22 protein-coding genes and 1 pseudogene are annotated in these 25,080 nt (G+C 61.8%); 10 read left to right on the top strand and 13 right to left on the bottom strand.

From position 1 onward, the window contains the following. Positions 1-9: 9 nt before the first annotated feature. From DYL59_RS09260 to DYL59_RS09240, 5 genes are all read left to right on the top strand, one after another. The gene (locus DYL59_RS09260; protein ID WP_135288908.1) at positions 10-552 is read left to right on the top strand and encodes a Csu type fimbrial protein; all 543 of its coding nucleotides are present in this window, start codon (positions 10-12) and stop codon (positions 550-552) included. Between the two features lie 2 nt (positions 553-554). Continuing rightward, positions 555-1,043, top strand: coding sequence for a Csu type fimbrial protein (locus tag DYL59_RS09255; RefSeq protein WP_135288969.1), 489 nt, complete (start codon positions 555-557; stop codon positions 1,041-1,043). 25 nt (positions 1,044-1,068) lie between these two features. Next, positions 1,069-1,857 carry a fimbrial biogenesis chaperone gene (locus DYL59_RS09250; RefSeq protein WP_135288907.1) on the top strand — a complete coding sequence of 263 codons (789 nt, stop codon included), beginning with the start codon at positions 1,069-1,071 and terminating at the stop codon, positions 1,855-1,857. Positions 1,858-1,929: 72 nt separating this feature from the next. Then, entirely contained in the window at positions 1,930-4,293 is a 2,364-nt protein-coding gene (locus DYL59_RS09245) for a fimbria/pilus outer membrane usher protein (RefSeq protein ID WP_135288968.1), read from the top strand. Between the two features lie 74 nt (positions 4,294-4,367). Beyond that, the gene (locus DYL59_RS09240) at positions 4,368-5,312 is read left to right on the top strand and encodes a Csu type fimbrial protein (protein WP_135288967.1); all 945 of its coding nucleotides are present in this window, start codon (positions 4,368-4,370) and stop codon (positions 5,310-5,312) included. Here DYL59_RS09240 and DYL59_RS09235 read toward each other — a convergent pair. Then, entirely contained in the window at positions 5,309-6,046 is a 738-nt protein-coding gene (locus DYL59_RS09235) for an anti-sigma factor family protein (RefSeq protein ID WP_135288906.1), read from the bottom strand. The genes DYL59_RS09240 and DYL59_RS09235 overlap by 4 nt on opposite strands. Continuing rightward, the gene (locus tag DYL59_RS09230; protein WP_135288966.1) at positions 6,043-6,549 is read right to left on the bottom strand and encodes an RNA polymerase sigma factor; all 507 of its coding nucleotides are present in this window, start codon (positions 6,547-6,549) and stop codon (positions 6,043-6,045) included. The genes DYL59_RS09235 and DYL59_RS09230 overlap by 4 nt, the downstream gene beginning before the upstream one ends. Before the next feature lie 169 nt (positions 6,550-6,718). Here DYL59_RS09230 and DYL59_RS09225 point away from each other — a divergent pair, with 169 nt between their 5' ends. Then, entirely contained in the window at positions 6,719-7,816 is a 1,098-nt protein-coding gene (locus tag DYL59_RS09225; RefSeq protein WP_135288905.1) for a catalase family peroxidase, read from the top strand. Then, positions 7,813-8,352, top strand: a complete 540-nt coding sequence (locus DYL59_RS09220; RefSeq protein WP_135288904.1) for a cytochrome b — start codon at positions 7,813-7,815, stop codon at positions 8,350-8,352. The genes DYL59_RS09225 and DYL59_RS09220 overlap by 4 nt, the downstream gene beginning before the upstream one ends. Here the strand turns inward: DYL59_RS09220 and DYL59_RS09215 are convergent. The 6 genes and pseudogenes from DYL59_RS09215 to DYL59_RS09190 all read right to left on the bottom strand — a co-directional run bounded on the left by DYL59_RS09215 (position 8,349) and on the right by DYL59_RS09190 (position 15,672). Beyond that, positions 8,349-9,500 carry a M14 family metallopeptidase gene (locus tag DYL59_RS09215; protein WP_135288903.1) on the bottom strand — a complete coding sequence of 384 codons (1,152 nt, stop codon included), beginning with the start codon at positions 9,498-9,500 and terminating at the stop codon, positions 8,349-8,351. The two genes, DYL59_RS09220 and DYL59_RS09215, sit on opposite strands and share 4 nt — an antisense overlap. 467 nt (positions 9,501-9,967) lie before the next feature. Then, positions 9,968-10,132 (bottom strand): annotated as a pseudogene (locus DYL59_RS09210) (DUF6124 family protein); the annotation flags it as partial. Positions 10,133-10,148: 16 nt separating this feature from the next. Beyond that, complete coding sequence (locus DYL59_RS09205; RefSeq protein ID WP_135288901.1) at positions 10,149-12,071, bottom strand: acetyl/propionyl/methylcrotonyl-CoA carboxylase subunit alpha; 1,923 nt, start codon at positions 12,069-12,071, stop codon at positions 10,149-10,151. Next, positions 12,068-12,874, bottom strand: coding sequence for a gamma-carboxygeranoyl-CoA hydratase (locus DYL59_RS09200; RefSeq protein ID WP_135288900.1), 807 nt, complete (start codon positions 12,872-12,874; stop codon positions 12,068-12,070). The genes DYL59_RS09205 and DYL59_RS09200 overlap by 4 nt, the downstream gene beginning before the upstream one ends. Before the next feature lie 15 nt (positions 12,875-12,889). Beyond that, positions 12,890-14,497, bottom strand: a complete 1,608-nt coding sequence (locus tag DYL59_RS09195; protein ID WP_135288899.1) for a carboxyl transferase domain-containing protein — start codon at positions 14,495-14,497, stop codon at positions 12,890-12,892. Positions 14,498-14,508: 11 nt separating this feature from the next. Then, positions 14,509-15,672 (bottom strand): isovaleryl-CoA dehydrogenase, encoded by a 1,164-nt coding sequence (locus DYL59_RS09190; RefSeq protein ID WP_135288898.1) that lies wholly within the window; start codon positions 15,670-15,672, stop codon positions 14,509-14,511. Positions 15,673-15,815: 143 nt separating this feature from the next. On the opposite strand from DYL59_RS09190, the gene DYL59_RS09185 reads away from it, so the two are divergent. Further along, positions 15,816-17,453, top strand: coding sequence for an AMP-binding protein (locus tag DYL59_RS09185; protein ID WP_135288897.1), 1,638 nt, complete (start codon positions 15,816-15,818; stop codon positions 17,451-17,453). 618 nt (positions 17,454-18,071) lie between these two features. Here the strand turns inward: DYL59_RS09185 and DYL59_RS09180 are convergent. Genes DYL59_RS09180 through DYL59_RS09170 form a run of 3 tightly spaced genes read right to left on the bottom strand, consistent with a single transcriptional unit; the run spans position 18,072 to position 20,370 of the window. Further along, positions 18,072-18,971 (bottom strand): hydroxymethylglutaryl-CoA lyase, encoded by a 900-nt coding sequence (locus DYL59_RS09180; RefSeq protein ID WP_135288896.1) that lies wholly within the window; start codon positions 18,969-18,971, stop codon positions 18,072-18,074. 16 nt (positions 18,972-18,987) lie between these two features. Beyond that, positions 18,988-19,380 carry a MerR family transcriptional regulator gene (locus tag DYL59_RS09175; protein WP_135288895.1) on the bottom strand — a complete coding sequence of 131 codons (393 nt, stop codon included), beginning with the start codon at positions 19,378-19,380 and terminating at the stop codon, positions 18,988-18,990. 54 nt (positions 19,381-19,434) lie between these two features. After that, positions 19,435-20,370: a LysR family transcriptional regulator gene (locus DYL59_RS09170; protein ID WP_135288894.1), complete on the bottom strand. Its 936-nt coding sequence runs from the start codon at positions 20,368-20,370 to the stop codon at positions 19,435-19,437. Between the two features lie 152 nt (positions 20,371-20,522). Here DYL59_RS09170 and DYL59_RS09165 point away from each other — a divergent pair, with 152 nt between their 5' ends. After that, the gene (locus DYL59_RS09165; RefSeq protein ID WP_135288893.1) at positions 20,523-21,752 is read left to right on the top strand and encodes an acyl-CoA dehydrogenase; all 1,230 of its coding nucleotides are present in this window, start codon (positions 20,523-20,525) and stop codon (positions 21,750-21,752) included. A 135-nt stretch (positions 21,753-21,887) separates the two neighbouring features. On the opposite strand, the gene DYL59_RS09160 is transcribed toward DYL59_RS09165, so the two are convergent. Continuing rightward, a complete protein-coding gene (locus tag DYL59_RS09160; protein WP_135288892.1) occupies positions 21,888-23,219 on the bottom strand; it encodes a substrate-binding domain-containing protein in 1,332 nt (443 codons plus the stop codon). A 214-nt stretch (positions 23,220-23,433) separates the two neighbouring features. Next, entirely contained in the window at positions 23,434-24,246 is an 813-nt protein-coding gene (gene xthA / locus DYL59_RS09155; protein ID WP_135288891.1) for an exodeoxyribonuclease III, read from the bottom strand. A gap of 169 nt (positions 24,247-24,415) precedes the next feature. Between xthA and DYL59_RS09150 the strand changes: the two genes are divergently transcribed. Next, positions 24,416-25,057: a GNAT family N-acetyltransferase gene (locus tag DYL59_RS09150; RefSeq protein ID WP_135288890.1), complete on the top strand. Its 642-nt coding sequence runs from the start codon at positions 24,416-24,418 to the stop codon at positions 25,055-25,057. Positions 25,058-25,080 lie beyond the last annotated feature (23 nt).

Here is a 25,080-nt window from a genome sequence, read left to right as displayed (position 1 = left end):
ATGGATATCATGCATGTACTTGTAGCTCGATTAGGCATTTGTGCCCTAGGCCTGGCGATGGCCTCCAGTGCCAACGCCGCCACCACGGTGACGGGGCAGATCACCTCCAGCCTGACGCTGATTGCCAGTTGCCAGGTCAACGGCTCCGGGGCAGCCACCGGGCTGAACTTCGGTAGCCTGAACTTCGGTACCACCAACAGCCTGTTCACCAATGCCGACGCCCAACTGCTCGGCGGTACCGGCACGGGCGGGGCGCTGTCGGTGCTGTGCTCGGCAGGGACCACGCCGACCATCAAAGTACGTGCCGGGGCCCATGACAATGCCTCCGCCGGTGGTACCCGCGCGTTGGCCGACGGGCAGGGCAATTTCGTGCCCTATGACTTCTACACCGACAGCGGGCACTCCGCGCTGCTGGCCATCGATGGCGTGATCACCCTTGCCACCAGTACCGGTGTGGCACAGACCGTCAACCTCTACGGCCGGGCAGTGGGCAAGGCGGGGCTGCCGGCAGGCAACTACACCGACACCGTGGCCGTGGAACTGACGTTCTAGTGATGTGGCGCAGTGCGTTGCTGGCCTGCGGGCTGGCGCTGCCCCTGCCGTTATCGGCGTTGCCCAGCCAGAGCTTCCAGGTGAGCGCCACCATCACGCCGGGCTGCCTGGTGGTGGGCGGTGGCAGCAACTATGGCGCGTTGGCGTACGGCAGTTATTCGGCGCTGGCCACCAGTACGGTGACCGCTGCGCTGACCGGCGGCGTGACGCTGCAATGCACGCCGGGGGTGACGCTGAACATGAGCGTCGATGGCGGGTTGCATAGCAGTGCCGGGCGCAACTTGCAGCTCAACTCCGGCAGTGCGCGGGTGGCTTACCAGTTGTTTCGCGATGCAGCGTTCAGCCAGAGCCTGGGGATCAGTCAGAGCGTCGCCGTGGCCTACACCAATGCCAACAACATCAGCCTGCCGATCTACGGGCGGGTGCAATTACCGGGCAATCAGCCTGGGGGGACGTACAGCGACACGTTGCAGGTGCAATTGTCGTGGTAGGGCTATCGGTATAAGGAGTGGTTTTATGCGTTCACCTTCCCGGCGGTTGTGGGCCGCGGGTGTTGCCTTGGGTGCCCTGTGCACGGCCGGGCTTGTGCAGGCCGCCAGCTCGGTGCTGATCTGGCCGATCGATCCGGTGCTGGAGGCCGACCAACAGGCCAGCGCGCTCTGGCTGGAAAACCGTGGCACCGAGACGGCCAACCTGCAGGTGCGGGTATTTGCCTGGAGCCAGAGCGGGTTTGACGAGCAGTACCAGAACCAGCGCGACGTCGTTGGCAGCCCGCCGGTGGCCAGGATCGAACCGGGCCAGAAGCAACTGGTGCGCCTGACCCGCACCCGCGAAGTACCGCCGGGCCAGGAACTGGCCTACCGCATCATCATCGATGAAATCCCATCGCCCATGCAGTTGCCCGCACCGCCGGAAGGCAAGACCACGGCAGCGGCGATTCGCTTTCAGATGCGCTATTCGGTGCCGTTGTTCGCCTATGGCACGGGCCTGTGGAGCAAGGAAGACGCCACGCGTCAGCGTGACCCCAAAGGTGCTGGCAAGCCGGACCTGAGCTGGCACAAGGTCACAGTGGCCGGGCGCAATTACATCGAAGTGCGCAACCAGGGCGCCGTGCATGCGCGCCTGACCGATGCCTCGTTCAAACAGGGCGGCCAGACACGCCCCCTGGTGGATGGCCTGCTGGGCTACGTGCTGCCGGGCGCGACCATGCGCTGGCCGGTGCCGGATACGTTGTCGGCCGACCAGCCCTTGCAGGTGCGAATCAACGGCGCAGCGCAGTTGGAGAACCTTGCGCCGAAGCGGTAACGGGGTTTGCAGCGGGACAGGCTGAGCCTCTGGTTCAACAGGATGGAGATGTCCATTGAAGGACACAACGCCATGGTGAGTCGTGGTCGGGCTCGTTGTCTGTGGTCGTCGGTGGCAGTGGTGAGCGGGCTGTGGGGTGCGCTGTTTGCGCCGCCAGGCGTGGCTGGCGACCTGCCGCCGCCGCCAAGCAGTATGGAGGCTGTCGCCGATGCACAGTTGTTTCTGGAACTGGTGGTCAACCAGATGGACACCGGCCGCGTCATTGCGGTGGATCAACGCGCCGGGCAACTCTACGTGCCGGCCAGCGCCTTGCAGGACGTGGGCATGAAACTGCCCGGTGAACCCACCGGCAGCATCGCCCTGGACAAGGTCCCCGGCCTGCACAGCGACTACGACAGCAACGGCCAGCGCCTGCTGCTGGACGTGCCGCCATCGTGGTTGCAGGCGCAGTTCATCGGTAACCGCAACGCCTACCCGCGCAGCCAGTCCATGAGCAGCTTTGGTGCCTTGCTCAACTATGACCTGTACTTCAACGACACGGACGAGGGCGGCAGCTACCTCGCCGCCTGGAACGAACTGCGGTTCTTTGATAGCTGGGGCACCCTGTCCAATACCGGGCAGTACCGTCAGACCCTGGCCGGCGGCATCAGCAACAGCACCCTCAACAATGGCTATCGGCGTTACGACACCACCTGGCGCTTCTCGGACGATGAGCGAATGCTCACCTACGAGGCCGGTGACGTGATCAGCGGCGCGTTGCCCTGGAGCAGTTCGGTGCGCCTGGGTGGGGTGCAACTGTCGCGGGACTTTGCCGTACGCCCGGACCTGGTGACCTACCCCTTGCCGCAATTTGCTGGCGAGGCGGCGGTACCGTCGTCGGTGGACCTGTTTATCAACGGCTATAAATCCGAAAGCGCACTGCTGCAACCGGGGCCCTACACCCTGACCAACGTGCCGTTTATCAACGGGGCGGGGGAGGCGGTGGTGGTGACCACCGATGCCCTGGGCCGCCAGGTGTCGACCACGGTGCCGTTCTACGTCACCAGCACCTTGTTGCAACAAGGCCTGACGGATTTCTCGGTAGCCGCCGGGACCTTGCGCCGGGATTACACCCTGCGCGATTTCGCCTACGGGCCGGGAGCGGCCAGCGGCACCTTTCGGTATGGCTATTCCGACAACCTGACCCTGGAAAGCCATGCCGAAGCCGCCAGTAACCTGACCCTGGGCGGGTTGGGCGGCAACCTGCGGCTGGGCAATTTCGGCGTGCTCAACAGTGCGCTCAGCCAAAGTCAGTTCGAGGGCCGCACCGGCCAGCAATTGAGCCTGGGTTATCAATACAACAGCACGCGCTACAGCCTGTCGTACCAGCGGGTGGAGCGGCGCGACGAATACGCCGACCTGACCCTGGTGGACACCCCTTACGCCAGCCTGAGCAAGCGCAGCGAACAGGTGACCCTGAGCCTCAACCTGGAGCGCTTCGGCAGCCTGGGCCTGGGCTATTTCGACGTGCAGGCCGCGGACGACTCGCGCACACGCCTGCTCAACCTGAGCTGGAGCAAGCCGCTGTGGCATAACACCAGTTTTTACCTGTCGGCCAACCGTGAGATCGGCGACAGCAACTGGGCCGTGCAGGCGCAACTGGTGATCCCGTTCGACCTCAATGGCAGCCTGGCCCTGAGCAGCGAACGCAGCAAGGACGGCGCCAGTCGCCAGCGCGTCAACTACAGCAGTGCGGTGCCCAGCGAGGGCGGGGTGGGCTACACCCTCGGCTATGCCCAGGGTGATGGGCCCACCTACCGCCAGGCCGACCTGACCTGGCGCCTGCAATCGGTGCAATTGCAAGCCGGTGTATACGGCAGCAGCGATGCCCAGACCCGCTGGGCCGATGCCAGCGGTTCGTTGGTGTGGATGGGCGGCGATACCTTTGCCGCCAACCGCATCAACGATGCCTTTGTGGTGGTGAGTACCCAGGGTTTTGCCGGGATCCCGGTGCGCTACGAAAACCAGTTGGTGGGCCAGACCGACCGCAATGGCAAATTGCTGGTGCCGTGGAGCAGCGCTTACTACCGCGCCAAGTATGAAATCGACCCGCTCAACCTGCCGCCCAATATCCAGAGCCAGAACGTGGAGCAACGGGTGTCGGTGCGACGGGGCAGTGGCTACCTGCTGGAATTCCCGCTGCGCCGGGTGCTGGCTGCCAGCGTCACGTTGGTGGACAGCCAGCACCAGGAACTGGCCCTGGGCAGCCTGGTGGTGCATGAGCAAAGCGGCCAGCAGGCCGTGGTGGGCTGGGATGGCCTGGTGTACCTGGACAATCTGGCAGCCCATAACACCTTGCAGGTGACCCTGGGCGAAGGGCGTACGTGCCAGGCGACATTCGATATCGATGAGCAGCAACAGGACGTGCCTTTGATCGGGCCGTTGGTGTGCCAATGAGGGCTTGAGCCAGGAGGGAGCGGGTGAGGGGCAAGGGATGGCTAGGCGGGGTGTTGACCGTTGCAGGCGTGGGCATGTCGAGCCAGGCACTGGCGGTGTGTGGCGTGGCGGCAACGGCCCCGGCGGGGTTTGGCTCGGTCAGTTCGGTGACGGTGAACACCACCTCCCAAGGCAGTTCGACCTTGAACGGCGGGCTGAGCTGCGGGCAATCGTTGATCGCCCTGGGCACCAGCGATCACTTTTACCTGACCATTTCTTCGCTGACGGCGGGGATGGTCGGCCCCACTGGCGATGTGATCCGCTACACGGTCTACGGTAATAACACCTCCAGCTATCCCATTGCCCGTAACACCCTGTTCGACTTCGGGCCCAATGGCCTTGCCACCGCCGCCGGGCTGTTGACCGGGCCGGGCAATAAGTCGTTGCCGCTGTACCTGGGCAGCATCACCGGCAGTAACGTGGCAGCGGGGGTTTATACCGAAGTCTTGAACCTGGCCTGGTCGTGGGACTACTGCGTGGGCCTGGGGGTGGGCACATTGTGTGTGTTGCGCGATAAGAACCTGACGCCCCAGACCCGTACGCTCACCGTGACGATGACGGTGACCAATGACTGCCAGATCACCGCGCCAGCCATCAGTTTTGGCAGCGCCCCGGTGATCAGTGGCTTTGCCACCGTGACCGGCCAAGCGAGTGTCTCGTGCACCAAGGGCAGCACCTACACGGTGGGCATGAGCGACGGCCAGAACGCGGTGGGCGTGGGTGGGCGACGGCGGATGATCTCGGGCAGCAATTACCTGGCCTACGATATCTTCAAGAGCGCCGGCACCACCCGGTGGGGCAGCGTGGGCGCGGCGCGGCGCGACAGTTCGACCGCCGAGATCAACCCTGGCAATGGCCTGGGCACCGGCACGGGCGTGGGCAGCCAGGTGTACAACTACAACGCCAGGATCTACTCCGACCAGACCACCCCACCGGCAGGCACCTATATCGACAACGTGGTGCTGGACGTGGGTTTCTAAAAGCTCAGCAGCGCAGTGGCAGGCTGGTTTTCGGGGCTGACCATCGCGTAGTTGTAGCCGGCACCGGACCAGTATTGGGCGCGCAAACCGTCGGCACTGCGGCTGCCTCGGGGCAGAAAACCATTATCCGGGCCTGGTGGGCGGATATAAAAGCTGATGCGCCGACCTTGTTGATCTTCATACAGCACCATTGCCGCCGCACCCTGGTCGGTGGTGAGCAAACGCCCGCTGACTGGCGTGAAGCCGGCGGCGCTCAAGTCCGGCAGGCGGTGGGCCTGGTTGAAGTAGCGGTCGAGCCAGGCCTGCATATTGCCGCCACCTTGTGCCTGATAGTCGGCGGGCATGATGCCGTCCTGGGCAAACAGGCGGTACGCTTGCATCGCGTCGGCCATCGGCAGCAGCGGCGCCTGCGTGGCTTCGCGGGCATGCCAGCCACCCAGGCCGCCGAGGCTGACGGCAATCAACAGCACCGCCGCCGTGGCGAAATGACGGCGCGATTGGTGTTTGATGCGCTGGCGGATCAGCGCCGGGTCCAGGTCCGGGTTGACGGGGTGTTGCAAGGCACCGCTCAACGCGGCGCGCAGCAATTGCGCGTCTTGTTGCCAGGCGTGGACCTGGGCTGCGACGTCCGGGTGGGCCGCCAGCCAGGTTTCAAGGACACGGCGATCGCTCTCCAGGAGTTGGTGATCGACGTAGGCATGCAAATCGCGTTCGCTGGGGGGCAGACTGATCATTTGAGTATCCGCAGGGAAGGGCTGGCAATTTCGCCATCGCTGAGTTGACGCAGGGCTTGGCGCGCGCGGGACAGGCGTGACATCACGGTGCCCACGGGCACCTCCAGGATTTCGGCCACTTCCTTGTAGCTCAAGCCTTCGACCGACACCCACAGCAGCAGCGCACGCTGTTCGGTATTGAGTTGATCGAAGGCTCGCAGGGTGGATTGAGCGATCACCGTGCGTTCCACCGAGGGTTGTGCATCGTCGCGGCCGGTAAAGAATTCCAGCATGCGCGCATAACGCCGGGTGCGGCGATGGGCGTCGAGGAACTGGCGGTAGAGGATCGAAAACAGCCAGGCGCGCAGGTCGCCTTCCTGGCGTTTGTCGGCCCAGCGGGTGAGCGCCCGTTCCAGGGTCGCTTGCACCAGGTCGTCGGCGCTGCTGGCGTTACGGGTCAGGGACACGGCAAAGCGCCGCAGCCTGGGGATGAGTTCACGTAACGGTTCGTCGAGTTCATGCATGGCAATTGGGCTGTTCACTACGCTGGGACTAGGGAGACGTGCGGCGTTGAAGGTTATTCCCGGCCTGGGAAAATAAATCGCAGGCCAGGGAATAGAGCGCAATGGCGTTCGTCTCAATGCTCCGACCTTATGTTTCACCCCCTAAGGCCTATGGCCCTGGAGTTCCTGCATGGTAGATCACTCATCACCGCCCCGTCCCCCGTTAAGCACCGCGAGCCTGATCGCGCGGCTAGTGGGTATCGGCGCCGTTGTTGCGGTTGTGGCGGGGGCCTTTGCCTACGTCAACGGCACCCTCGACCCACAACGGCTGCGCCCGAAAACCCTGGTCAACGCCCTGGAAACCAACAACGGCGTACACCCAGGCTTTCGCCGCAACCATGCCAAGGGCGTGTGCGTGGCCGGGTATTTCGAGAGCAGCAGCGAAGCCCGTTCCTACTCCAGTGCCCAGGTGTTCAGCGCGGCCAAGACGCCCGTGATCGGCCGGTTTGCGCTGCCCAGCGGCAACCCCTATGCACCGGACAGCAGTGTGCCGATCCGCAGCTTTGCCCTGCAGTTCAGCCAGGCCAATGGCCAGCAATGGCGCACGGGGATGAACAGCATGCCGGTGTTCCCGGTGGGCACGCCTGAAGCGTTCTACGGTTTGCTCAAGGCCGGTGCGCCAGACCCGGCTACCGGCAAGCCGAACCCGGCGGCGATGCCCGCGTTTTTTGCGGCGCACCCCGAAACAGCGGCGTTTCTGGCGTGGGTCAAGACGGCCAAGCCGTCGGCCAGCTATGCGACCGAAACCTATAACGGCATCAACGCGTTCTACCTGGTGGGCGCCGATGGCAAGCGCCAGGCCGTGCGTTGGGGCGTTGTGCCACAGAGCTTGGATGTCGCGGGCGAGAGTGCCCCGGCTGGTGGTGATTTCCTCGAAAAAGACCTGGTGCAGCGCCTGGCGGCCGGGCCGTTGCGCTGGCAACTGAACATGACCCTGGCCAACCCCGGCGACCCGCTGGACGATGCCAGCAAACCGTGGACCGGTGACCACAAGGTGCTCAACGCCGGGACCCTGGTGCTGCAAAGCAGTCAGCCGCAGGCCGAGGGCGATTGCCGTGATATCAATTTCGATCCGTTGATTTTGCCCAGTGGTATCGAAGCCTCCAATGACCCACTGCTGGCTGCGCGCTCGGCCGCATACGCCAGTTCCTACCTGCGCCGCGCCGGTGAAGTCGGCCCGTTGCACACTGGTCTTCAGAAGAGTGCCCCTCAGGAGTCGAAGCCATGAATGCTCAACCCCGGTTTTTCGCCCCGTTGGCGCGCCTGCTGCACTGGCTGATGGCGCTGATGGTGATTGCCATGCTGTTTATCGGCGCTGGGTTGGCGGCGTCTGTTTCCGAGCGGCATGAGTGGCTGATCCACCTGCACAAGCCGTTGGGGGTTGCGATCCTGGCGCTGGTGATCGTGCGGCTGGTGGTGCGTTTTTCCACGCGCCAACCGCCATTGCCCGCTGACTTGCCGGTGTGGCAAGTGCTGGCGGCCAAGGCGTCGCATCTGGTGTTGTATGGCTTGATGCTGGTGTTGCCGCTGCTGGGCTGGGCGATGATTTCAGCCGCAGGGGACCCGGTGATGCTCAGCAGTTCGGTGCAGTTGCCCGCACTGGTGGGGGCTAATGCGCCATTGTTTGCGCTATTGCGAAAGGCCCATGGGTACCTTGCCTATTTGTTGTTTTTGACGGTGCTGTTGCACCTGGCGGCGGCGTTGTTCCATGGGTTGATCCGCCGCGATGGCGTGCTGCAAAGCATGACCGGCAGCAAACACTAGCGCAGGACGTTGACGATATCGGCGACGCTGCTCAACACATCCTTGCCCAGTTGCATCGAGCGTTTGCCCGACCAGCCGGTGTGGGGGTTGGGGGCGTCGTTGTTGTCCTTGAACGGCATTTCCAGGGTCAGCGACAGGCAATCGTACTTCTGGCCCACGGCGTTGCAGGCCAGGGTCATGTTGGCTTCGCCCGGCAAATCGCGGGTGTAGCCGTGGGTGGTCTGGAAGTCGCGGGTCAGTGAACTCAAGTGGCCGCGGAACTGTTTTTCCAGCCGTTCGATGCGCGGCGTATAGCCGGGGTTGCCTTCGCAGCCAGCGGTGAACACGTAGGGGATTGCCTCATCGCCGTGGATGTCGAGGAACAGGTCCACGCCGTACTTTTCCATCTGCTGCTGCACGAACAGCACTTCGGGGCTGATCTCCTGGCTGGCGTTCTGCCAGGCGCGATTGAGGTCCTGACCCATGGCGTTGGTGCGCAGGTGGCCATGGAAGGCACCGTCCGGGTTCATGTTGGGCACCAGGTAAAGGTCGGCGACCTTCAGCAGTTTTTTCAGTTGCGCATCGCCATCCTGTTGCAGGCGCTCGATGATGCCTTCCATAAACCATTCGGCCATGTGCTCGCCGGGGTGCTGCTGGGCGATGATCCAGATATTGCGCCGGCCTTCACCGCCCTTGCCGCGCCGCAGCAGCTGGATATCACGACCTTCGACACTTTTGCCGGTGGCCAGCAGCTGGGTGCCGGCGCGGCTCAGGGCCTGCTCGATCAGCCAGTCGTGGCGCTCACGGCTGTAGGGTTCGAAATAGGCAAACCATGCTTGCTTTTCGCGAGTCTTGAGGCTGATATGCAGGATTTCGCCATCAAAGCGCGAAGGCACCCGAAACCAGTTGATGTGGTCGTAGGACGCCACTGCGTGGTAGTCACCCCAGGCATGGGGGTAGGACGATTTGCCCGCGTTGCTCAGGCGAAAGGTGTGGGTGTGGCCCACATGCATGCCCTCGGCCTTGAAATGAAACCATTGGAAATGTTGGCTGCGGGTATCGGGTTTGATTGCGAGCAGAAGCTGGTAGGCGTCGTGGGCATCCAGTACCTGGATATTGCCACTGTCGAAATCGGTGCTGATCCTGATGGAGGTCAAAGCCACGGTCATAGTCTGGGTGCCTGAATATGAGTGTTGTGGCAGATATCTTACACAGGAGTGGGGCAAACGCTGGATGCAAAAATTGTTGCAGAGGAGTAGGGGGCGTCATCCGTGACGCTGCCGCAGCTTAGGGATTATGAGATTGATTCTCAAGCGCTAATTCGCAAAGATCCGGCCTGGAGCGCTGGCTCGGCTTTCTTTTGGCGATAGTCTTTTGCTACCATGCGCGCCATCGAGCAACACACAGTCTTCATTAGCCTGAAGCCATGCCAGGGAAACTGGCAAAAAAAAGACCCGGCCAAAGAGCCGGGTCAAAAACCGTGATTAGCCTGATGAGGAGATATTCCAAAAGTCCGACCTAAGGTCTCTTGGTCTATCGACTGATCTCGCGATCAGCTGGGTCCAATAATAATCATTATCATTTGCAAGTCAAATGTTTTTATCCATGAGATAGAAATATTTTTCTTTCGTGTCTGTCATGCGTTCGCCTGAGCTTGTGGCGCCTGCAACGACCGCTCCACCTTGGCGTTGGCCATATCGATCAAATACTCCACTGAAAACGCCAGGTCCCGCTGGTTGCCCTGATGGCTGCTGGCCGACTCATAGGCCGTGGCCGCCGCGCTGCGCAATACGTGCGAGGCAGGCCACTGCCAGGTTTTAATCCGCCGTGTCGAGTTCCACCAGCGCGCAACCTTCGGCAACCATTTCGCCTTCCTGGCAGAACAGCGCCTTGACCACCCCGGCCTGGGGCGCACGGATGCTGTGTTCCATCTTCATCGCTTCGAGCACCACCAGTTGCGTGCCTGCCTCAACGTGCTGGCCTGGCTCCACCAGCACGCGCACGATGCTGCCGTTCATCGGCGCCGTGAGGCCGCCTTGATGGGATTGGTTGGCCTCGACGGCTGCAATCGGGTCGAACAGGCTCACTGCTTGCACCTCGCCATCCCAGCGCAAGTACAGGGTGCCTTCGCTGCGAACCGCCAGATGGGCGCGACGCACACCCTGGTGCTCAATCAGCAACTGCTCGCCTTGCAGCTGTGCGGTGCCCGCCAGCGTCACCAACCGATCCTGCCCATTGCAGCTCAAATGCACAGATATCTGTGCTGGCAAGCCCGCGCGAAATCCGCGTGTGTCTGCCCAAGGCCCTTCACCCGCAGGCATGCTCTGCATGAGGGCTGCCCCGGCCGCCTGCCAGAACTCATCGCTCAACGCCCCTGGCGCCGGCAGCAACTGGTCCTGATAACGCGGGATGAACCCGGTATCCAACTCGGCCGCCGCGAATGCAGGGTGGCCGATGATGCGCCGCAGAAAACCCAGGTTGGTCTTGAGCCCGCCCACCGCAAACTCGTCAAGCATGCCGAGCAAGCGCAGGCGTGCCTGTTCACGGTCCTCGCCCCAGGCAATCAGCTTGCCGAGCATTGGGTCGTAGAAGGGCGACACGCTATCGCCTTGTTCCACACCGCTGTCCACCCGGCGCCCAGGGCCGGCGGCAGATTCGCGATACAGCGCCAACTGCCCGGTGGCCGGCAGGAAATCATTGGCCGGGTCTTCGGCATACAGCCGCACTTCAATCGCATGCCCCACCAAAGGCACCTGCGCTTGGGTGATCGGCAGTGCCTCGCCCTGGGCCACGCGAATCTGCCAAGCCACCAGGTCAAGGCCGGTAATCGCCTCGGTGACTGGGTGTTCAACCTGCAGTCGGGTGTTCATCTCCATAAAAAAGAATTCGCCGCGCGCATCCAGCAAAAACTCCACGGTGCCCGCGCCCACGTAACCGATGGCCTGGGCCGCACGCACGGCGGCTTCGCCCATGGCCTGGCGCTGTTGCGCACTCAGCCCCGGTGCGGGTGCTTCCTCGACCACTTTCTGGTGACGGCGCTGGATCGAGCAATCGCGCTCATTGAGGTACAAGCAATGCCCGTGCTGATCGGCAAACACCTGGATCTCCACATGGCGTGGCTTAAGCAGGTATTTCTCCACCAGCATCTGCCCATTGCCGAACGACGACAGCGCCTCACGCTGGGCCGAGGCCAGGGCTTCGGCCAGTTGGCTGACGTCCTCCACCACCTTCATGCCCTTGCCGCCGCCCCCGGCCGTGGCCTTGAGCAACACGGGGTAACCGATGCGCTCACAGGCCGCGCGGAAGGTGTCCAGGTCCTGGGCTTGCCCGTGGTAACCCGGTACCAGCGGTACGCCGGCGGTTTCCATCAGGGTTTTGGCGGCGGACTTGCTGCCCATGGCATCAATGGCCGAGGCGGGCGGGCCGAGGAAGATCAAGCCGGCGGCCTCAATCGCGCGGGCGAACCCTGCGTTCTCCGACAAAAAGCCGTAGCCGGGGTGAATTGCCTGGGCGCCACTGGCGTGGGCGGCGGCGATCAATTTGTCGATCTGCAGGTAACTGTCGGTGGCCTTGCTGCCGCCGAGGTCCACGCGGATATCCGCTTCACGGCTGTGCCGGGCGTTCCGGTCAGTGACGCTGTGCACGGCTACGGTGGTCAGGCCCATGGCCTTGGCGGTCCGCATGACACGGCAGGCAATCTCGCCGCGATTGGCCACCAGCAGGGTCGTCAATGTGCTCATGAACGCGGCTCCTGTGCCTGCCAGCTGGGTGCACGTTTTTGCAGGAACGCGCGCAAGCCTTCCTGGCCTTCGGCGCTGACGCGGATGCGGGCGATAGCGTTTTCACAATAGCGGCGCAGGGCAGGGGTGAGGGCGCCGTTGCCCACCTCCCGCAACAGATCCTTGCTGGCACGCATGGCTGCCGGGCTGTTTTGCAGCAGGTTGGCGATCCATCGCTCCACCTGCCGGGGCAGGTCGTCGATAGGGTAGCTCTCGGCCAGCAGGCCGATTTCCCGAGCCCGCTGGCCACCAAAGCGTTCGGCGGTCAGGGCATAGCGCCGCGCCGCACGTTCGCCGATGGCTTGCACCACGAAGGGGCTGATCACCGCCGGGGCCAGCCCGATGCGTACTTCCGAGAGGCAGAACTGCGCATCATCGGCGCCAATGGCCATGTCGCAGCAACTGATCAGGCCCAGTGCACCGCCGTAGGCCGCGCCTTGCACCACTGCCAGCGTGGGGATTTTCAGCTTGGCCAGGTTGTACATCAGTTCCGCCAGTTCGCGGGCGTCGTCCAGGTTGGTGTGGTAATCCAGTTCGGCCGATTGCTGCATCCAGGCCAGGTCGGCACCGGCGCTGAAATGCTTGCCTCGTCCCCGCAGCAGCAGAAAGCGCAGGGACGGGTCGGCTTGTACCTGGTCGAGGGCGATGATCAGCTCGCGGATCATCTGGGCGTTGAAGGCATTGTTCTTGGCTTCACGACTGAGCCACAGCGTGGCAAAGCCACGTCGGTCGGTGATCAGTTCGAGGGTATTGAAATCGCTCATGGGGTACGGCTCCATTTACATGCGGAACACGCCGAAGCGGCTCGGCTCGATAGGCGCATTCAACGCGGCGGACAGGGCCAGGGCCAGGATGTCTCGGGTTTGCAGCGGGTCGATGACACCGTCATCCCACAGGCGCGCACTGGAATAATAGGGGTGGCCCTGGGTTTCATACTGGTCAAGGATCGGCTGCTTGATCGCTGCTTCTTCTTCGGCACTGAAACCATTGCCGGCGCGTTCGGCCTGTTCACGCTTGACCTGCACCAGCACCCCGGCGGCCTGCTCGGCGCCCATCACGCCGATGCGCGCATTGGGCCACATCCACAAAAAGCGCGGGTCGTAGGCGCGGCCGCACATGCCATAGTTACCCGCGCCAAAACTGCCGCCGATGATCACGGTGAACTTCGGTACCTTGGCACAGGCCACGGCAGTGACCAGCTTGGCGCCATGCTTGGCGATACCGCCAGCTTCGTACTTCTGGCCAACCATAAAACCGGTGATGTTCTGCAAAAACACCAGGGGAATTCCACGCTGGCAGGCCAGTTCGATAAAGTGCGCGCCTTTTTGTGCGGCTTCGGCGAACAGAATCCCGTTGTTGGCGAGGATCGCAATCGGGTAGCCGTGCAGGTGGGCAAAGCCGCATACCAGCGTGGTGCCAAACAGCGCCTTGAACTCATCGAACACCGAGCCGTCCACCAGTCGCGCAATCACTTCACGCACATCGAACGGCTGCTTGGCGTCGGCGGGAATGACGCCGTACAACTCTTCGCTGTCGTACAGCGGTGCCACCGACGGGCGTTGCACCAACTGGCCGTGCTTGCGCCAGTTCAGGTTGGCCACGCTGCGGCGGGCCAAGGCCAATGCGTGCTCATCGTTGTCGGCATAGTGGTCGGCCACGCCGGAGATCTTGCAATGCACATCGGCACCGCCCAGGTCTTCGGCACTTACCACTTCACCGGTCGCGGCCTTTACCAACGGCGGACCGGCCAGAAAGATGGTGGCTTGCTGGCGCACCATGATCGCTTCGTCCGCCATGGCTGGCACGTAGGCGCCACCGGCGGTGCACGAACCCATCACCACGGCGATCTGCGGGATGCCCTGGGCGCTCATGTTGGCCTGGTTGAAGAAGATCCGCCCGAAGTGCTCGCGGTCGGGGAACACTTCGTCCTGGCGCGGCAGGTTGGCGCCGCCGGAGTCCACCAGGTAGATGCAGGGCAGGCGGTTCTGCTCGGCGATGGTCTGGGCGCGCAGGTGTTTTTTTACGGTGAGCGGGTAGTAGGAGCCGCCTTTGACCGTGGCGTCGTTGGCGACGATCATGCATTCCACGCCCTCCACGCGGCCGATACCGGCGATTACCCCGGCAGCGGGCACGTCTTCGCCATACACCTGGTGGGCGGCGAGTTGGCTAAGTTCAAGGAACGGCGAACCAGGGTCGAGCAGGCGATTGATCCGTTCGCGAGGCAGCAGTTTGCCCCGCGACGTGTGCCGCTCCTGGGCCTTGGCACCGCCGCCTTGCTGCACATGGGCGAGCAGGCTGTGCAGGGCGTCGACCTGTTGGCGCATCGCGGCGCTATTGGCGGCGAACTCCGCCGAGCGGGGGTTCAGTTGAGTGTGCAAGGTGGCCATGGATCGCGCCCTCAGCGGGTTTCGTTGAACAGTTCGCGACCGATCAACATGCGGCGAATCTCACTGGTGCCCGCGCCGATTTCGTACAACTTGGCGTCGCGCAGCAGGCGACCGGCAGGGAATTCGTTGATATAGCCGTTGCCGCCCAGAATCTGGATCGCGTCCAGCGCCATCTGTGTCGCGCGTTCGGCGCTGTAGAGAATCACCCCGGCGGCGTCCTTGCGCGTGGTTTCGCCGCGCTCGCAGGCTTGGGCCACCGCGTAAAGGTAGGCGCGGCTGGCGTTGAGTTGGGTGTACATGTCGGCGACCTTGCCCTGGATCAGCTGGAATTCGCCGATGCTCTGGCCGAACTGCTTGCGGTCGTGGATGTAGGGCACGATCAGGTCCATGCAGGCTTGCATGATGCCGGTGGGGCCGCCGGAGAGCACTACGCGCTCGTAGTCCAGGCCGCTCATCAGCACTTTTACGCCGCCGTTGAGGGCGCCGAGGATGTTTTCTTCGGGCACTTGCACGTCATCGAAAAACAGCTCGCAGGTGTTTGAGCCGCGCATGCCCAACTTGTCGAACTTGTTGCTGCGGCTGAAGCCTTTCCAGTCGCGTTCGACGATAAACGCGGTGATGCCGTGGGGGCCCTTTTCCAGGTCGGTCTTGGCGTAGATCACGTAGGTGTTGGCGTCGGGGCCGTTGGTGATCCAGGTCTTGCTGCCGTTGAGCACGTAATGATCGCCGTGTTTGTCGGCGCGCAGTTTCATCGAGACCACATCGGAGCCGGCATTGGGCTCGCTCATGGCCAGGGCGCCAACGTGTTCGCCGCTGATGAGTTGAGGCAGGTACTTGAGTTTTTGCGCGTGGTTGCCGTTGCGGTTGATCTGGTTCACACACAGGTTGGAATGGGCGCCGTAGGACAACGCCACCGAGGCTGAGCCGCGGCTGATCTCTTCCATGGTCACCACATGGGCCAGGTAACCCAGGCCGGCGCCGCCGTATTCTTCTGGCACGGTGATCCCGAGCAGGCCCATGTCACCGAACTTGCGCCACAGATCGGCAGGGAACAGGTTGTCACTGTCGATCTGGGCCGCGCGGGGTGCGATTTCCTTGGCTACGAAGGACTGCACTTGGTCGCGCAGCATGTCGATGGTTTCGCCGAGGGCGAAGTTCAGGGACGGGTAACTCATGGACAGGCACCTTTAGTTGAACATTGTTTTTATGAGAGAAGGGGGAACGTGCTCACCTTTACGTTAACGTAAGCTTGCGTTACGAAGCTGTCAATCGTAGTTTACGTATACGTCAACCTACAAAAAAGACAACAGGGGTCGTTATGGAACAACCGAACCAGAGCTACAGCCGTGGCTCCCAGGAAAAACCCTTGCTGGCCATGACGATTGGTCAGGCTTTCGACAACACCGTTGCACACTTTCCCGATGGCGAGGCCTTGGTGGTGTGCCATCAGCAGCGCCGGTACACCTGGCGGCAATTGGCCGACGCGGTTGACCTGCACGCCCGTGCTTTCTTGGCCCTGGGCATGCAGGCGGGGGATCGCCTGGGGATCTGGGCACCAAACTGCGCCGAGTGGTGCATCAGCCAGATCGCCAGCGCCAAGCTCGGGGTGGTCCTGGTGAACATCAACCCGGCCTATCGCAGCACTGAACTGGACTACGTGCTCAGGCAGTCCGGCTGTCAATGGTTGGTGTGTGCGGGCGCGTTCAAGAGTTCCGACTACCACGCCATGCTGCAGGAATTGAAGCCAGACCTACGCGGCGTTATCAGCCTAGACCCCACGCCACCCGCAGGCTTCATGCCCTGGTCGCAGCTTGCGGCCCTCGGCGCAGGCGTCCCGCCTGAGCAGCTGCATACCCGTCAGGCCAGCTTGCACTTCGATCAACCGGTAAACATCCAGTACACCTCCGGTACCACCGGTTTCCCCAAGGGTGCCACCCTCAGTCATCACAACATTCTCAATAACGGTTACATGGTCGGCGAAAGCCTCGGCCTGACTGCCCAAGACCGCCTGGTGATCCCGGTGCCGCTGTATCACTGCTTCGGCATGGTGATGGGCAACCTGGGCTGCATCACCCACGGCACCACGATGATTTACCCCAATGACGGCTTCGATCCGTTGTTGACCCTGACAGCTCTCGCCGAAGAGCGCGCCACCGGACTGTACGGCGTGCCCACTATGTTTATCGCCATGCTCGATCACCCCCGCCGTGGCGAATTCGACCTGACCAACCTGCGCACCGGCATCATGGCTGGCGCCACATGCCCCATCGAAGTGATGCGTCGGGTCATCAGCGAGTTGCACATGGGCGAAGTGCAGATCGCCTACGGCATGACCGAAACCAGCCCGGTGTCGCTGCAGACCGGCGCCAATGACGACCTGGAACGCCGCGTTACCACCGTGGGCCGCACCCAGCCGCAATTGGAAAGCAAGATCATCGACCCCGCGGGCAACACCGTCGCCCGTGGCCAGATCGGCGAGCTGTGTACCCGTGGCTACAGCGTGATGCTCGGCTACTGGAACAACCCTGACGCCACCCGCGAAGCCATCGACGACGCGGGCTGGATGCACACCGGCGACCTGGCGAGCATGGATGAGCAGGGCTACGTGTGCATCGCCGGTCGCAACAAGGACATGATCATTCGCGGGGGTGAGAACGTGTACCCACGCGAGCTTGAAGAGTTTTTCTTCACTCACCCGGCGGTGGCGGACGTGCAGGTCATTGGTATTCCGGATGAGCGCTACGGCGAAGAGATTGTGGCGTGGATCAAGTTCCACCCAGGCCAGGTGGCCAACGCGCTGGAGCTGCAGACCTGGTGCAAGGACCGGATCGCGCATTTCAAGACGCCCAGGCACTTCAAGTTCGTGGATGAGTTTCCGATGACGGTGACGGGCAAGATCCAGAAATTTCGCATGCGCGAAATCTCGATTGAAGAGTTGCGAACTCGCTCTACCTGACACCGCAGATCCAATGTGGGAGGGAGCAAGCCCCCTCCCACATTTTCTGATGGGTGTCCGACCGGAATTTATCAAATCGCAGAAAGCACAAAGGGGACCCTAAGGTCCCCTTTAATTTGTCGTTGCGTGCTCTTTTTTTATTATTGAGGGGCGGCCTATTGTTGTTTTTGGCAGCCGTGACCCTTTACCGCTGTTTTTGGCGACCCCCATCCGGGGTCAAGAGCAAACGTATTTTTTTGAGCGCTGACCTGCTTCTTCGTGATCGATCCAACCAGTGGGTAGCTACCTGAAGGTAGTTTTATTTTTCTCTACTGGTCGCGGGTTTCGGCATTGCCGTTCCCTGCGAAGCACATCTTCTCCAAAAAAATCTGTTAGCTGCGTCTCTGCCGTGTTGTTTTTGTTATATCAGAGTCGTTTCGTCTTATTTTTATTAGGTTTGGCGCTTTTTATTCTTGTTATGCCATAGAGATAGCAGAAGCCGTGCCAACTTTTAAAATTCCTTTAAAATCAATGGTTTAGCTTTTTTGAAAGAAATGACCTACGGCAAATATCACAAAATATGTTCCCGTGTTACTCGATGTGTAGGTGTGCGGTAACACATTGTCACGGCTAAGCTACTCAACCGGCGTTACGCGCCTTGGCCACGCGCGAACCCGTAGGCCTGCCTAGCACGCTGCTGATTTGCAGACCCGCGCCAATCAATGCCTCCAAGTTGATACCGGTGTGGATACCCAGGCCATCGAGCAGGTACACCACGTCTTCGGTGGCGACGTTACCACTGGCGCCCTTGGCATAGGGGCAGCCGCCGAGGCCCGCGATAGAGCTGTCAAACACGTTGATACCTTCCAGCAGGCTGGCATAGATATTTGCAACCGCCTGGCCATAGGTGTCATGAAAGTGCCCGGCGAGCTTTTCCCGGGGTATCTGCGCGCCCACCACCTCGAACAGCCTGCGTGTGGCGCCTGCCGTGCCGGTGCCGATGGTGTCGCCCAGGGATACCTCATAGCAGCCCATGGCATACAGCTCCCGCGCCACGGCGGCGACTTGCTCCGGCGCAACCTGGCCTTCGTAAGGGCAACCCAACACACAGGACACATACCCACGCACGCTGATGCCCTGCTGCTTGGCGGCTGCCATGATCGGTACAAAACGCTCCAGGCTCTGGCTGATGGAGCAATTGATATTGCGCTGGGAAAACGCCTCGGACGCCGCCGCAAACACCGCCACCTCCTTGACCCCGGCAGCCAGCGCATCTTCAAAACCGCGCAGGTTCGGCGCCAGTGCGGCGTAGGTCACGCCGGGCTTGCGCTGGATGTGTGCGAACACCTCGGCAGAACCGGCCATTTGCGGCACCCATTTGGGTGAGACAAAACTGCCGACTTCGATGTAGCCCACACCGGCAGCACTCAATGCATCCACTAGCCGGACCTTGTCTGCCACGCTGATGGGCTGGGCTTCGTTTTGCAAGCCGTCGCGCGGGCCGACTTCCACCAGGCGTACATGGGAGGGGAGGGACATGGCAGTTACCTTCTGGTCAATGGCCGGCTTGGCGCAGGGTGAGGGCCAGGGCCTGGGTGCAGCGCTCTTCGGCGGTGTCCAGTTCCAGCTTCATTTGTTCGATATCCAGCAGTTGTTGTTCCAGCTGCGCACGGCGCTCGGTGATCTTGGCAAGCATGCTGTTGAGCTGGACGTGGTTGCCGCTGGTGGGGTCGTAGAGTTCGATGAGTTCGCGGCATTCGGCCAGGGAAAAACCGATGCGCTTGCCCCGCAGGATCAGCTTGAGGCTGACCTTGTCCCGCGCCGAGTAAATGCGCTCCTGGCCCCGGCGTTCCGGGGCCAGCAGGCCTTGTTCCTCGTAGAAGCGAATGGCGCGTGTGGTGATGTCGAGCTCGCGGGCGAGGTCGGAGATGCTGTAGGTGGTGCTCATGGACGGCGCTCAAGAAAGTCTTGGCGCTAAGCTAAAGCCAGGTTGACGTTAACGTCAAGCCTGCTTGCCATCCAGCTTCTTCTCATGGGCCGTCACCTGCTGGCACAACTCAATCATCTGCTCACGCATCCAGCGGTTCGCCGGGTCCTGGTCGGTGCTTTCGTGCCAATACAGGTGAGTTTCCACCGGCGGTACGTCGTTGACCGGCAGGTTGAACCAGTGCAGCTCATGGCGACGGGCGAAGCGTTCGGGCACGGTCATCACCATGTCGGTCTGCTGCAGCACTTGCGAGGCCATCAGGTAATGCTGGGAACGCAGCGCGATCTTGCGTTGCAGCCCCATCTTGCCTAGCGCCAGGTCCACATGCCCCAGGCCATTGCGGCGGCTGGAGATATGAATGTGGGTCAGCCCCAGGTAATCATCCAGGCTCAGCTTGTCCTTGGCCGCCAGCGGATGGCCCTTGCGCATGGCGCACACGTAGCGGTCCTCCATCAGCTTGACGTGACGCACCTGGGGGTCGGTGTTGAGCGGCGCGTCCACGGCAAAATCCAGGCGTCCGGCGGCGAGTTCCTTGGTGGTTTCGCGGCGTTTGGACAGGAAACTTTCGATCACCACCGTGGGCGCCAGGCGGCGCAGGCGCTGGAACAGCAATGGCAGAATCACCGCCTCGGTAAGGTCGGTCATGCTGATGCGATAGGTCTTGGCCGCCTGTTGCGGGTTGAAGATGCGGCTTTCCTGCACCGACACCCGCAGCAGCGACAGCGCATTGCGCACCGGGCCGATGATGTTCTGGGCCATGGGCGTGGGCACCATGCCTTGGGCGGTGCGCACAAACAGCGGGTCGTTGAAGGTTTCCCGAAGACGCGCCAGGGCGTTGGACACGGCCGGCTGAGTAATGCCCACGATCTGCCCGGCGCGGGTCAGGTTGGCTTCGGTGTAGATCGCGTCAAAGACGATAAACAGGTTGAGGTCGACCTTGCTCAGATTCATGTGCGATGCGCTCTTATTGTTAGGTGGCGATAGCCCGATCATATATCGGTGATGAATGTTAATACACGCCGAGAATAGGCTAGGTAAATTATCAACGCTGTTCTAGCATCGATTGCATGACCTAAACAACCTCTCAGAGAAGGGAGCTGCTCATGGATTTCGCCTATTCGCCCAAGGTTCAGGAACTGCGTGAACGCGTCACCGCGTTTATGGACACTTACGTCTACCCGGCCGAGCCGGTGTTCGAACGCCAGGTCAACGAAGGCGACCGCTGGCAGCCCACCGCCATCATGGAAGAGCTCAAAGCCAAGGCTAAGGCTGAAGGGTTGTGGAACCTGTTCCTGCCCGAATCCGAACTGGGGGCCGGCCTCACCAACCTTGAATACGCGCCCTTGGCCGAAATCATGGGCCGCTCCCTGCTGGGCCCGGAGCCGTTCAACTGCTCCGCCCCCGACACCGGCAACATGGAAGTGCTGGTGCGCTACGCCAACGAAGAGCAAAAAGAGCGCTGGCTGCAACCGCTGCTGCGCGGCGAGATCCGCTCGGCGTTTGCCATGACCGAACCGGACGTGGCCTCCTCGGATGCCACCAACATGGCCGCCCGCGCCGAGCGCCAGGGTGACGAGTGGGTAATCAACGGCAAAAAATGGTGGACCTCCGGCGCGTGCGACCCGCGCTGCAAGATCCTGATCTTCATGGGCTTGAGCAACCCGGACGCGCCGCGTCACCAGCAGCACTCGATGATCCTGGTGCCGGTGGACACCCCCGGTGTAAAAATCGTGCGACCACTGCCGGTATTCGGCTACGACGACGCGCCCCACGGCCACGCCGAAGTGCTGTTTGACAATGTGCGCGTGCCGTACGAAAACGTTCTGCTCGGTGAAGGCCGTGGCTTTGAAATCGCCCAAGGTCGCCTTGGCCCAGGCCGCATCCACCACTGCATGCGCTCCATCGGCATGGCCGAGCGCGCGCTGGAATTGATGTGCAAACGCGCCGTCAGCCGTACCGCGTTCGGTAAACCGTTGGCCCGCTTGGGCGGCAATATCGACAAGATCGCCGACTCGCGCATGGAAATCGACATGGCGCGCCTGCTGACCCTGAAAGCGGCCTACATGATGGACACCGCAGGCAATAAGGTTGCGAAAAGCGAAATCGCCCAGATCAAGGTAGTAGCGCCTAATGTGGCGTTGAAGGTGATCGACCGTGCGATCCAGATCCACGGTGGCGCCGGGGTTTCCAATGACTTCCCGTTGGCCTACATGTACGCCATGCAACGCACCCTGCGCCTGGCCGACGGCCCGGATGAAGTGCACCGGGCGGCGATTGGCAAGTTTGAGCTTGGTAAGTATGTGCCTCGGGAGTTGCTGCGTAGCGGGCAATAATTAAGACCGAGTTGCCTGCATTCGCGAGCAAGCCCGCTCCCACACTTGACCACGTTTCTTCAGTAGGAATGCGGTCGAATGTGGGAGGGGGCTTGCCCCCGATGAGGCCAGTAGCAACACCAAAAAACCCAGGGCTCAGTACACCCAAACCTCCACCCGCCGATTCTTGATCCGCCCCTCATCCGCCGTATTCGCCGCCACCGGCATCTGCGCACCAAACCCGCGGATATCCCTCAGCACCACGCCGCTTTTCACCAACTCCCGGCGCACCGCCATGCCCCGCAACTTCGACAGCAGTGCCGCCCGCTGCGGATTATTCTTGGCATCGCCAAACCCCACCAGCGTCACCTGCTTGTCGAGCTTGCCGTGGGCTTTGAGATACGCCACCACCCGCTGCAAATCCTGGCGCGCCTTGTTGTCGAGGCTGGCGCTGCCTTCTTCGAAACGAAAGTTCACGGTCAAGCGCTGGGCTTGGCGCGCGATGGCTTGGTAGTCCTCGGGCATCGATGAGCGCGGCTCCACGGTCATCGCTTGGACCTGCTGCGCAATAAACCCGCTGGCCGCGACAATCGCCTGGCCCTTGCTGCTCTGGGTAAAGTCCACCAGCGCCTTGGCCCAGGGGTTGTGGCTAGAGGGCGGCAGGTAGAAAAACAGCCGACGCGACAGCGGGTAATCTTCGGTGGCGATCAGGCTGTTTAGCGGCAACATCGGTTGTGAGTCGCCGTCGACAATCGCCACAGCCTTGGCCTGGCGCACATAAGGCAGGCCGATAAAACCGATGCCCTGCCGGTCTCGGCTGACGGCGTCAGACAACTGTTCGCTGGACTCAAAACGCTGCGCCGTCACGGCCAACGGTTTGCCGCGCAGGCGCAGGACCAGTTCCTTGAAGGTGTCGTAGGTGCCGGACTGATCATCGCGCGCATATAAATGAATAGCCCCACCCACGCCCCCCAACGCTTCCCAAGTGCTGATTTCGCCATTGAAGATCTGCGCCAGTTGTTCGGTGTTCAGGGTATTCAGCGGGTTTTGCGGGTTGAGGATGATGGCCAGTCCGTCGATGGCGATCACTTGTTCGGCCTCCGGGCTTTTCAGATCGCCCAGGGGTTCGAGCTCCACCAGTTCACTGTCCTTGATCGGCCGGGATGACGCCGCCAGGTCGGCGCTGGATTTTTTCAGCGCACTGAACCCGGTACTGGACCCGTGGGCAGCGACTTCGATGATCACCGTTCTGCCCTGACGCGTCTTGCCGATGATGCGCTGTTCAATGGCACCTTCGGCGGGTTCACTGAGCACCGCCTGCAAGCCCTGCTGCTCCATCAACCCCTTGACCAATGCCGGTCCTAGCGCCGCGCCAATGGTGTTGGAGCCCTGGATGCGCAACGCGGGACCTTGGTCAGGAACGGGAAGGGGGGCAGCAACTGCGAACAGGGGAAGCAGGACCAGCAGGAACAGAACGCGCAGCCTCATGCCGGCACCTTCTCAAGCCAAAGGGAGTGCCGCGAGAATAAGTCAGACAGGTTTCACAAATATGACTGGCACCCTAGAGGGCAAAATGTGGGAGCGGGCTTGCTCGCGAAAGCGGTGGGTCAGACTCGAATGCGTTGACTGACACCCTGCTTTCGCGAGCAAGCCCGCTCCCACACAAGCCTGTTCCCACAATAGGAATGCGCTCAGCTTGAAATCAGCTCAGCTCAAGCCAAATCGGCGCATGGTCCGAAGGTTTCTCCAAGCCACGCAACTCGTAATCCACCCCCGCATCCTTGACCCGAGGCAGCAGGCCATTGGAGGCCAAAATCACATCAATGCGCAGCCCGCGCTTGGGCTCATCCTCAAACCCACGGCTGCGGTAGTCGAACCAGCTGAAGCGGTCGGCCACGGTAGGGTTGAGGTGGCGGAAACTGTCCACCAGGCCCCAGTTTTTCAAGCGGGCCATCCACTCGCGCTCTTCCGGCAGGAAGCTGCACTTGCCGGTCTTGAGCCAGCGCTTGGCGTTGTCGGCGCCGATGCCGATGTCGATATCTTCCGGGGAGATGTTGATGTCGCCCATCACCACCAGCGCCTGCTCATTGCTGAACTGGCTTTCCAGCAACTGTTGCAGGTCTTCATAGAAGCGCTGCTTGGCCGGGAACTTGGTGGGGTGGTCGCGGCTTTCGCCCTGGGGGAAATAGCCGTTCATGATGGTGATCGGGTGGCCGTTTTCATCGGCGAAGGTGCCCCAGATAAACCGGCGCTGTGCGTCTTCTTCGTCGCTGGCAAAACCTTTGTGCAGGCTCAGCGCCGGCTGGCGCGACAGCAGCGCGACGCCGTAGTGGCCTTTTTGCCCATGGTAGTAAACGTGATAGCCCAGGGCCTGTACTTCGGCGAGCGGGAACTGGTCATCGTGGACCTTGGTTTCTTGCAGGCCGATCACGTCTGGTTGGTGCTTCTCGATCAGTGCCGCCAGCTGATGAGGGCGGGCGCGCAGCCCGTTGATATTGAAGGAGACGATTTTCATGGTCGGCAGTCCGGTCCTGGCAAAAGGGCGATGCTAGCCGACAAGTCGGACGGGGGCCAGCGTGGCGGTAGGGCAGTTGCACTGCTAATGTCTGGGAACGACTCGTGCTGTGTAGGTTCGTACCCATAAGAACGTGGCCTTTTGAGCCGCGCCCAGGGAGATTGATGGTATGCCGGACACAACTGCAGATATTCGCTTGCTCAACAGCGGTTATTCCCGCGAGGCCCGCTCACTGTTGTATCAGGCGTATCGGCACGAACCGACCTTCGCCTACATCTTCGAGGCTGAGCGCCCAGGCTACGAACAGCGGGTACGCGCCACGGTACGTGAGTTGGTCAAGCAGCATTTCTTTCAGAAACTTCCCGCCATCGGCCTGTTCGTCAATGACCGCCTGATCGGCATCGCCCTGATCGCTCCACCGCAACGGCGCCTGGGGATTACCGAGAGCTGGGCCTGGCAATTACGCATGTGGCTGAGCACCGGCGTGCGCGGTACCCGGCGCTACCTGGACTACCATCACGCGGTGCTGGCGTGCCTGCCCAGCGAGTCGGTGCATGTGCTGCCATTGTTGGGCATTCACCCGCAGTTCCAGGGCAAGCACTACGGCGAGCAGTTATTGGAAGCGGTGCACAATTGGTGCGCCGAAGACCCGCATTCGTCCGGTGTGGTACTCGACACGGGGAATTCTCGCTACCTGGAGTTCTACAAACGCCAGGGCTATGAGGAAATCGGCGAGGTTGCCGTAGGACCTATCCTGGAACATGTTTTTTTTCACCCCAATCCTCAAGTAGTGCAGGCTGCAACGGCTTAGGGCAACATTTTTCAGATGCATCT

The organism is Pseudomonas kairouanensis (assembly GCF_004682055.1).
Taxonomy (GTDB): domain Bacteria; phylum Pseudomonadota; class Gammaproteobacteria; order Pseudomonadales; family Pseudomonadaceae; genus Aquipseudomonas; species Aquipseudomonas kairouanensis.
This window is presented reverse-complemented; position numbering and strand designations above follow the sequence as displayed.

Coding starts and splice junctions, on each gene's coding strand:
- DYL59_RS09250 (WP_135288907.1), top strand. CDS start 1,069: ATGCGTTCACCTTCCCGGCGGTTGTGGGCCGCGGGTGTTGCCTTGGGT.
- DYL59_RS09170 (WP_135288894.1), bottom strand. CDS start 20,370: ATGAATCTGAGCAAGGTCGACCTCAACCTGTTTATCGTCTTTGACGCG.
- DYL59_RS09235 (WP_135288906.1), bottom strand. CDS start 6,046: ATGATCAGTCTGCCCCCCAGCGAACGCGATTTGCATGCCTACGTCGAT.
- DYL59_RS09215 (WP_135288903.1), bottom strand. CDS start 9,500: ATGACCGTGGCTTTGACCTCCATCAGGATCAGCACCGATTTCGACAGT.
- DYL59_RS09180 (WP_135288896.1), bottom strand. CDS start 18,971: ATGTCCCTCCCCTCCCATGTACGCCTGGTGGAAGTCGGCCCGCGCGAC.
- DYL59_RS09175 (WP_135288895.1), bottom strand. CDS start 19,380: ATGAGCACCACCTACAGCATCTCCGACCTCGCCCGCGAGCTCGACATC.
- DYL59_RS09165 (WP_135288893.1), top strand. CDS start 20,523: ATGGATTTCGCCTATTCGCCCAAGGTTCAGGAACTGCGTGAACGCGTC.
- xthA (WP_135288891.1), bottom strand. CDS start 24,246: ATGAAAATCGTCTCCTTCAATATCAACGGGCTGCGCGCCCGCCCTCAT.
- DYL59_RS09160 (WP_135288892.1), bottom strand. CDS start 23,219: ATGAGGCTGCGCGTTCTGTTCCTGCTGGTCCTGCTTCCCCTGTTCGCA.
- DYL59_RS09190 (WP_135288898.1), bottom strand. CDS start 15,672: ATGAGTTACCCGTCCCTGAACTTCGCCCTCGGCGAAACCATCGACATG.
- DYL59_RS09230 (WP_135288966.1), bottom strand. CDS start 6,549: ATGCATGAACTCGACGAACCGTTACGTGAACTCATCCCCAGGCTGCGG.
- DYL59_RS09205 (WP_135288901.1), bottom strand. CDS start 12,071: ATGAGCACATTGACGACCCTGCTGGTGGCCAATCGCGGCGAGATTGCC.
- DYL59_RS09150 (WP_135288890.1), top strand. CDS start 24,416: ATGCCGGACACAACTGCAGATATTCGCTTGCTCAACAGCGGTTATTCC.
- DYL59_RS09260 (WP_135288908.1), top strand. CDS start 10: ATGCATGTACTTGTAGCTCGATTAGGCATTTGTGCCCTAGGCCTGGCG.
- DYL59_RS09195 (WP_135288899.1), bottom strand. CDS start 14,497: ATGGCCACCTTGCACACTCAACTGAACCCCCGCTCGGCGGAGTTCGCC.
- DYL59_RS09245 (WP_135288968.1), top strand. CDS start 1,930: ATGGTGAGTCGTGGTCGGGCTCGTTGTCTGTGGTCGTCGGTGGCAGTG.
- DYL59_RS09240 (WP_135288967.1), top strand. CDS start 4,368: ATGTCGAGCCAGGCACTGGCGGTGTGTGGCGTGGCGGCAACGGCCCCG.
- DYL59_RS09225 (WP_135288905.1), top strand. CDS start 6,719: ATGGTAGATCACTCATCACCGCCCCGTCCCCCGTTAAGCACCGCGAGC.
- DYL59_RS09220 (WP_135288904.1), top strand. CDS start 7,813: ATGAATGCTCAACCCCGGTTTTTCGCCCCGTTGGCGCGCCTGCTGCAC.
- DYL59_RS09185 (WP_135288897.1), top strand. CDS start 15,816: ATGGAACAACCGAACCAGAGCTACAGCCGTGGCTCCCAGGAAAAACCC.
- DYL59_RS09200 (WP_135288900.1), bottom strand. CDS start 12,874: ATGAGCGATTTCAATACCCTCGAACTGATCACCGACCGACGTGGCTTT.
- DYL59_RS09255 (WP_135288969.1), top strand. CDS start 555: ATGTGGCGCAGTGCGTTGCTGGCCTGCGGGCTGGCGCTGCCCCTGCCG.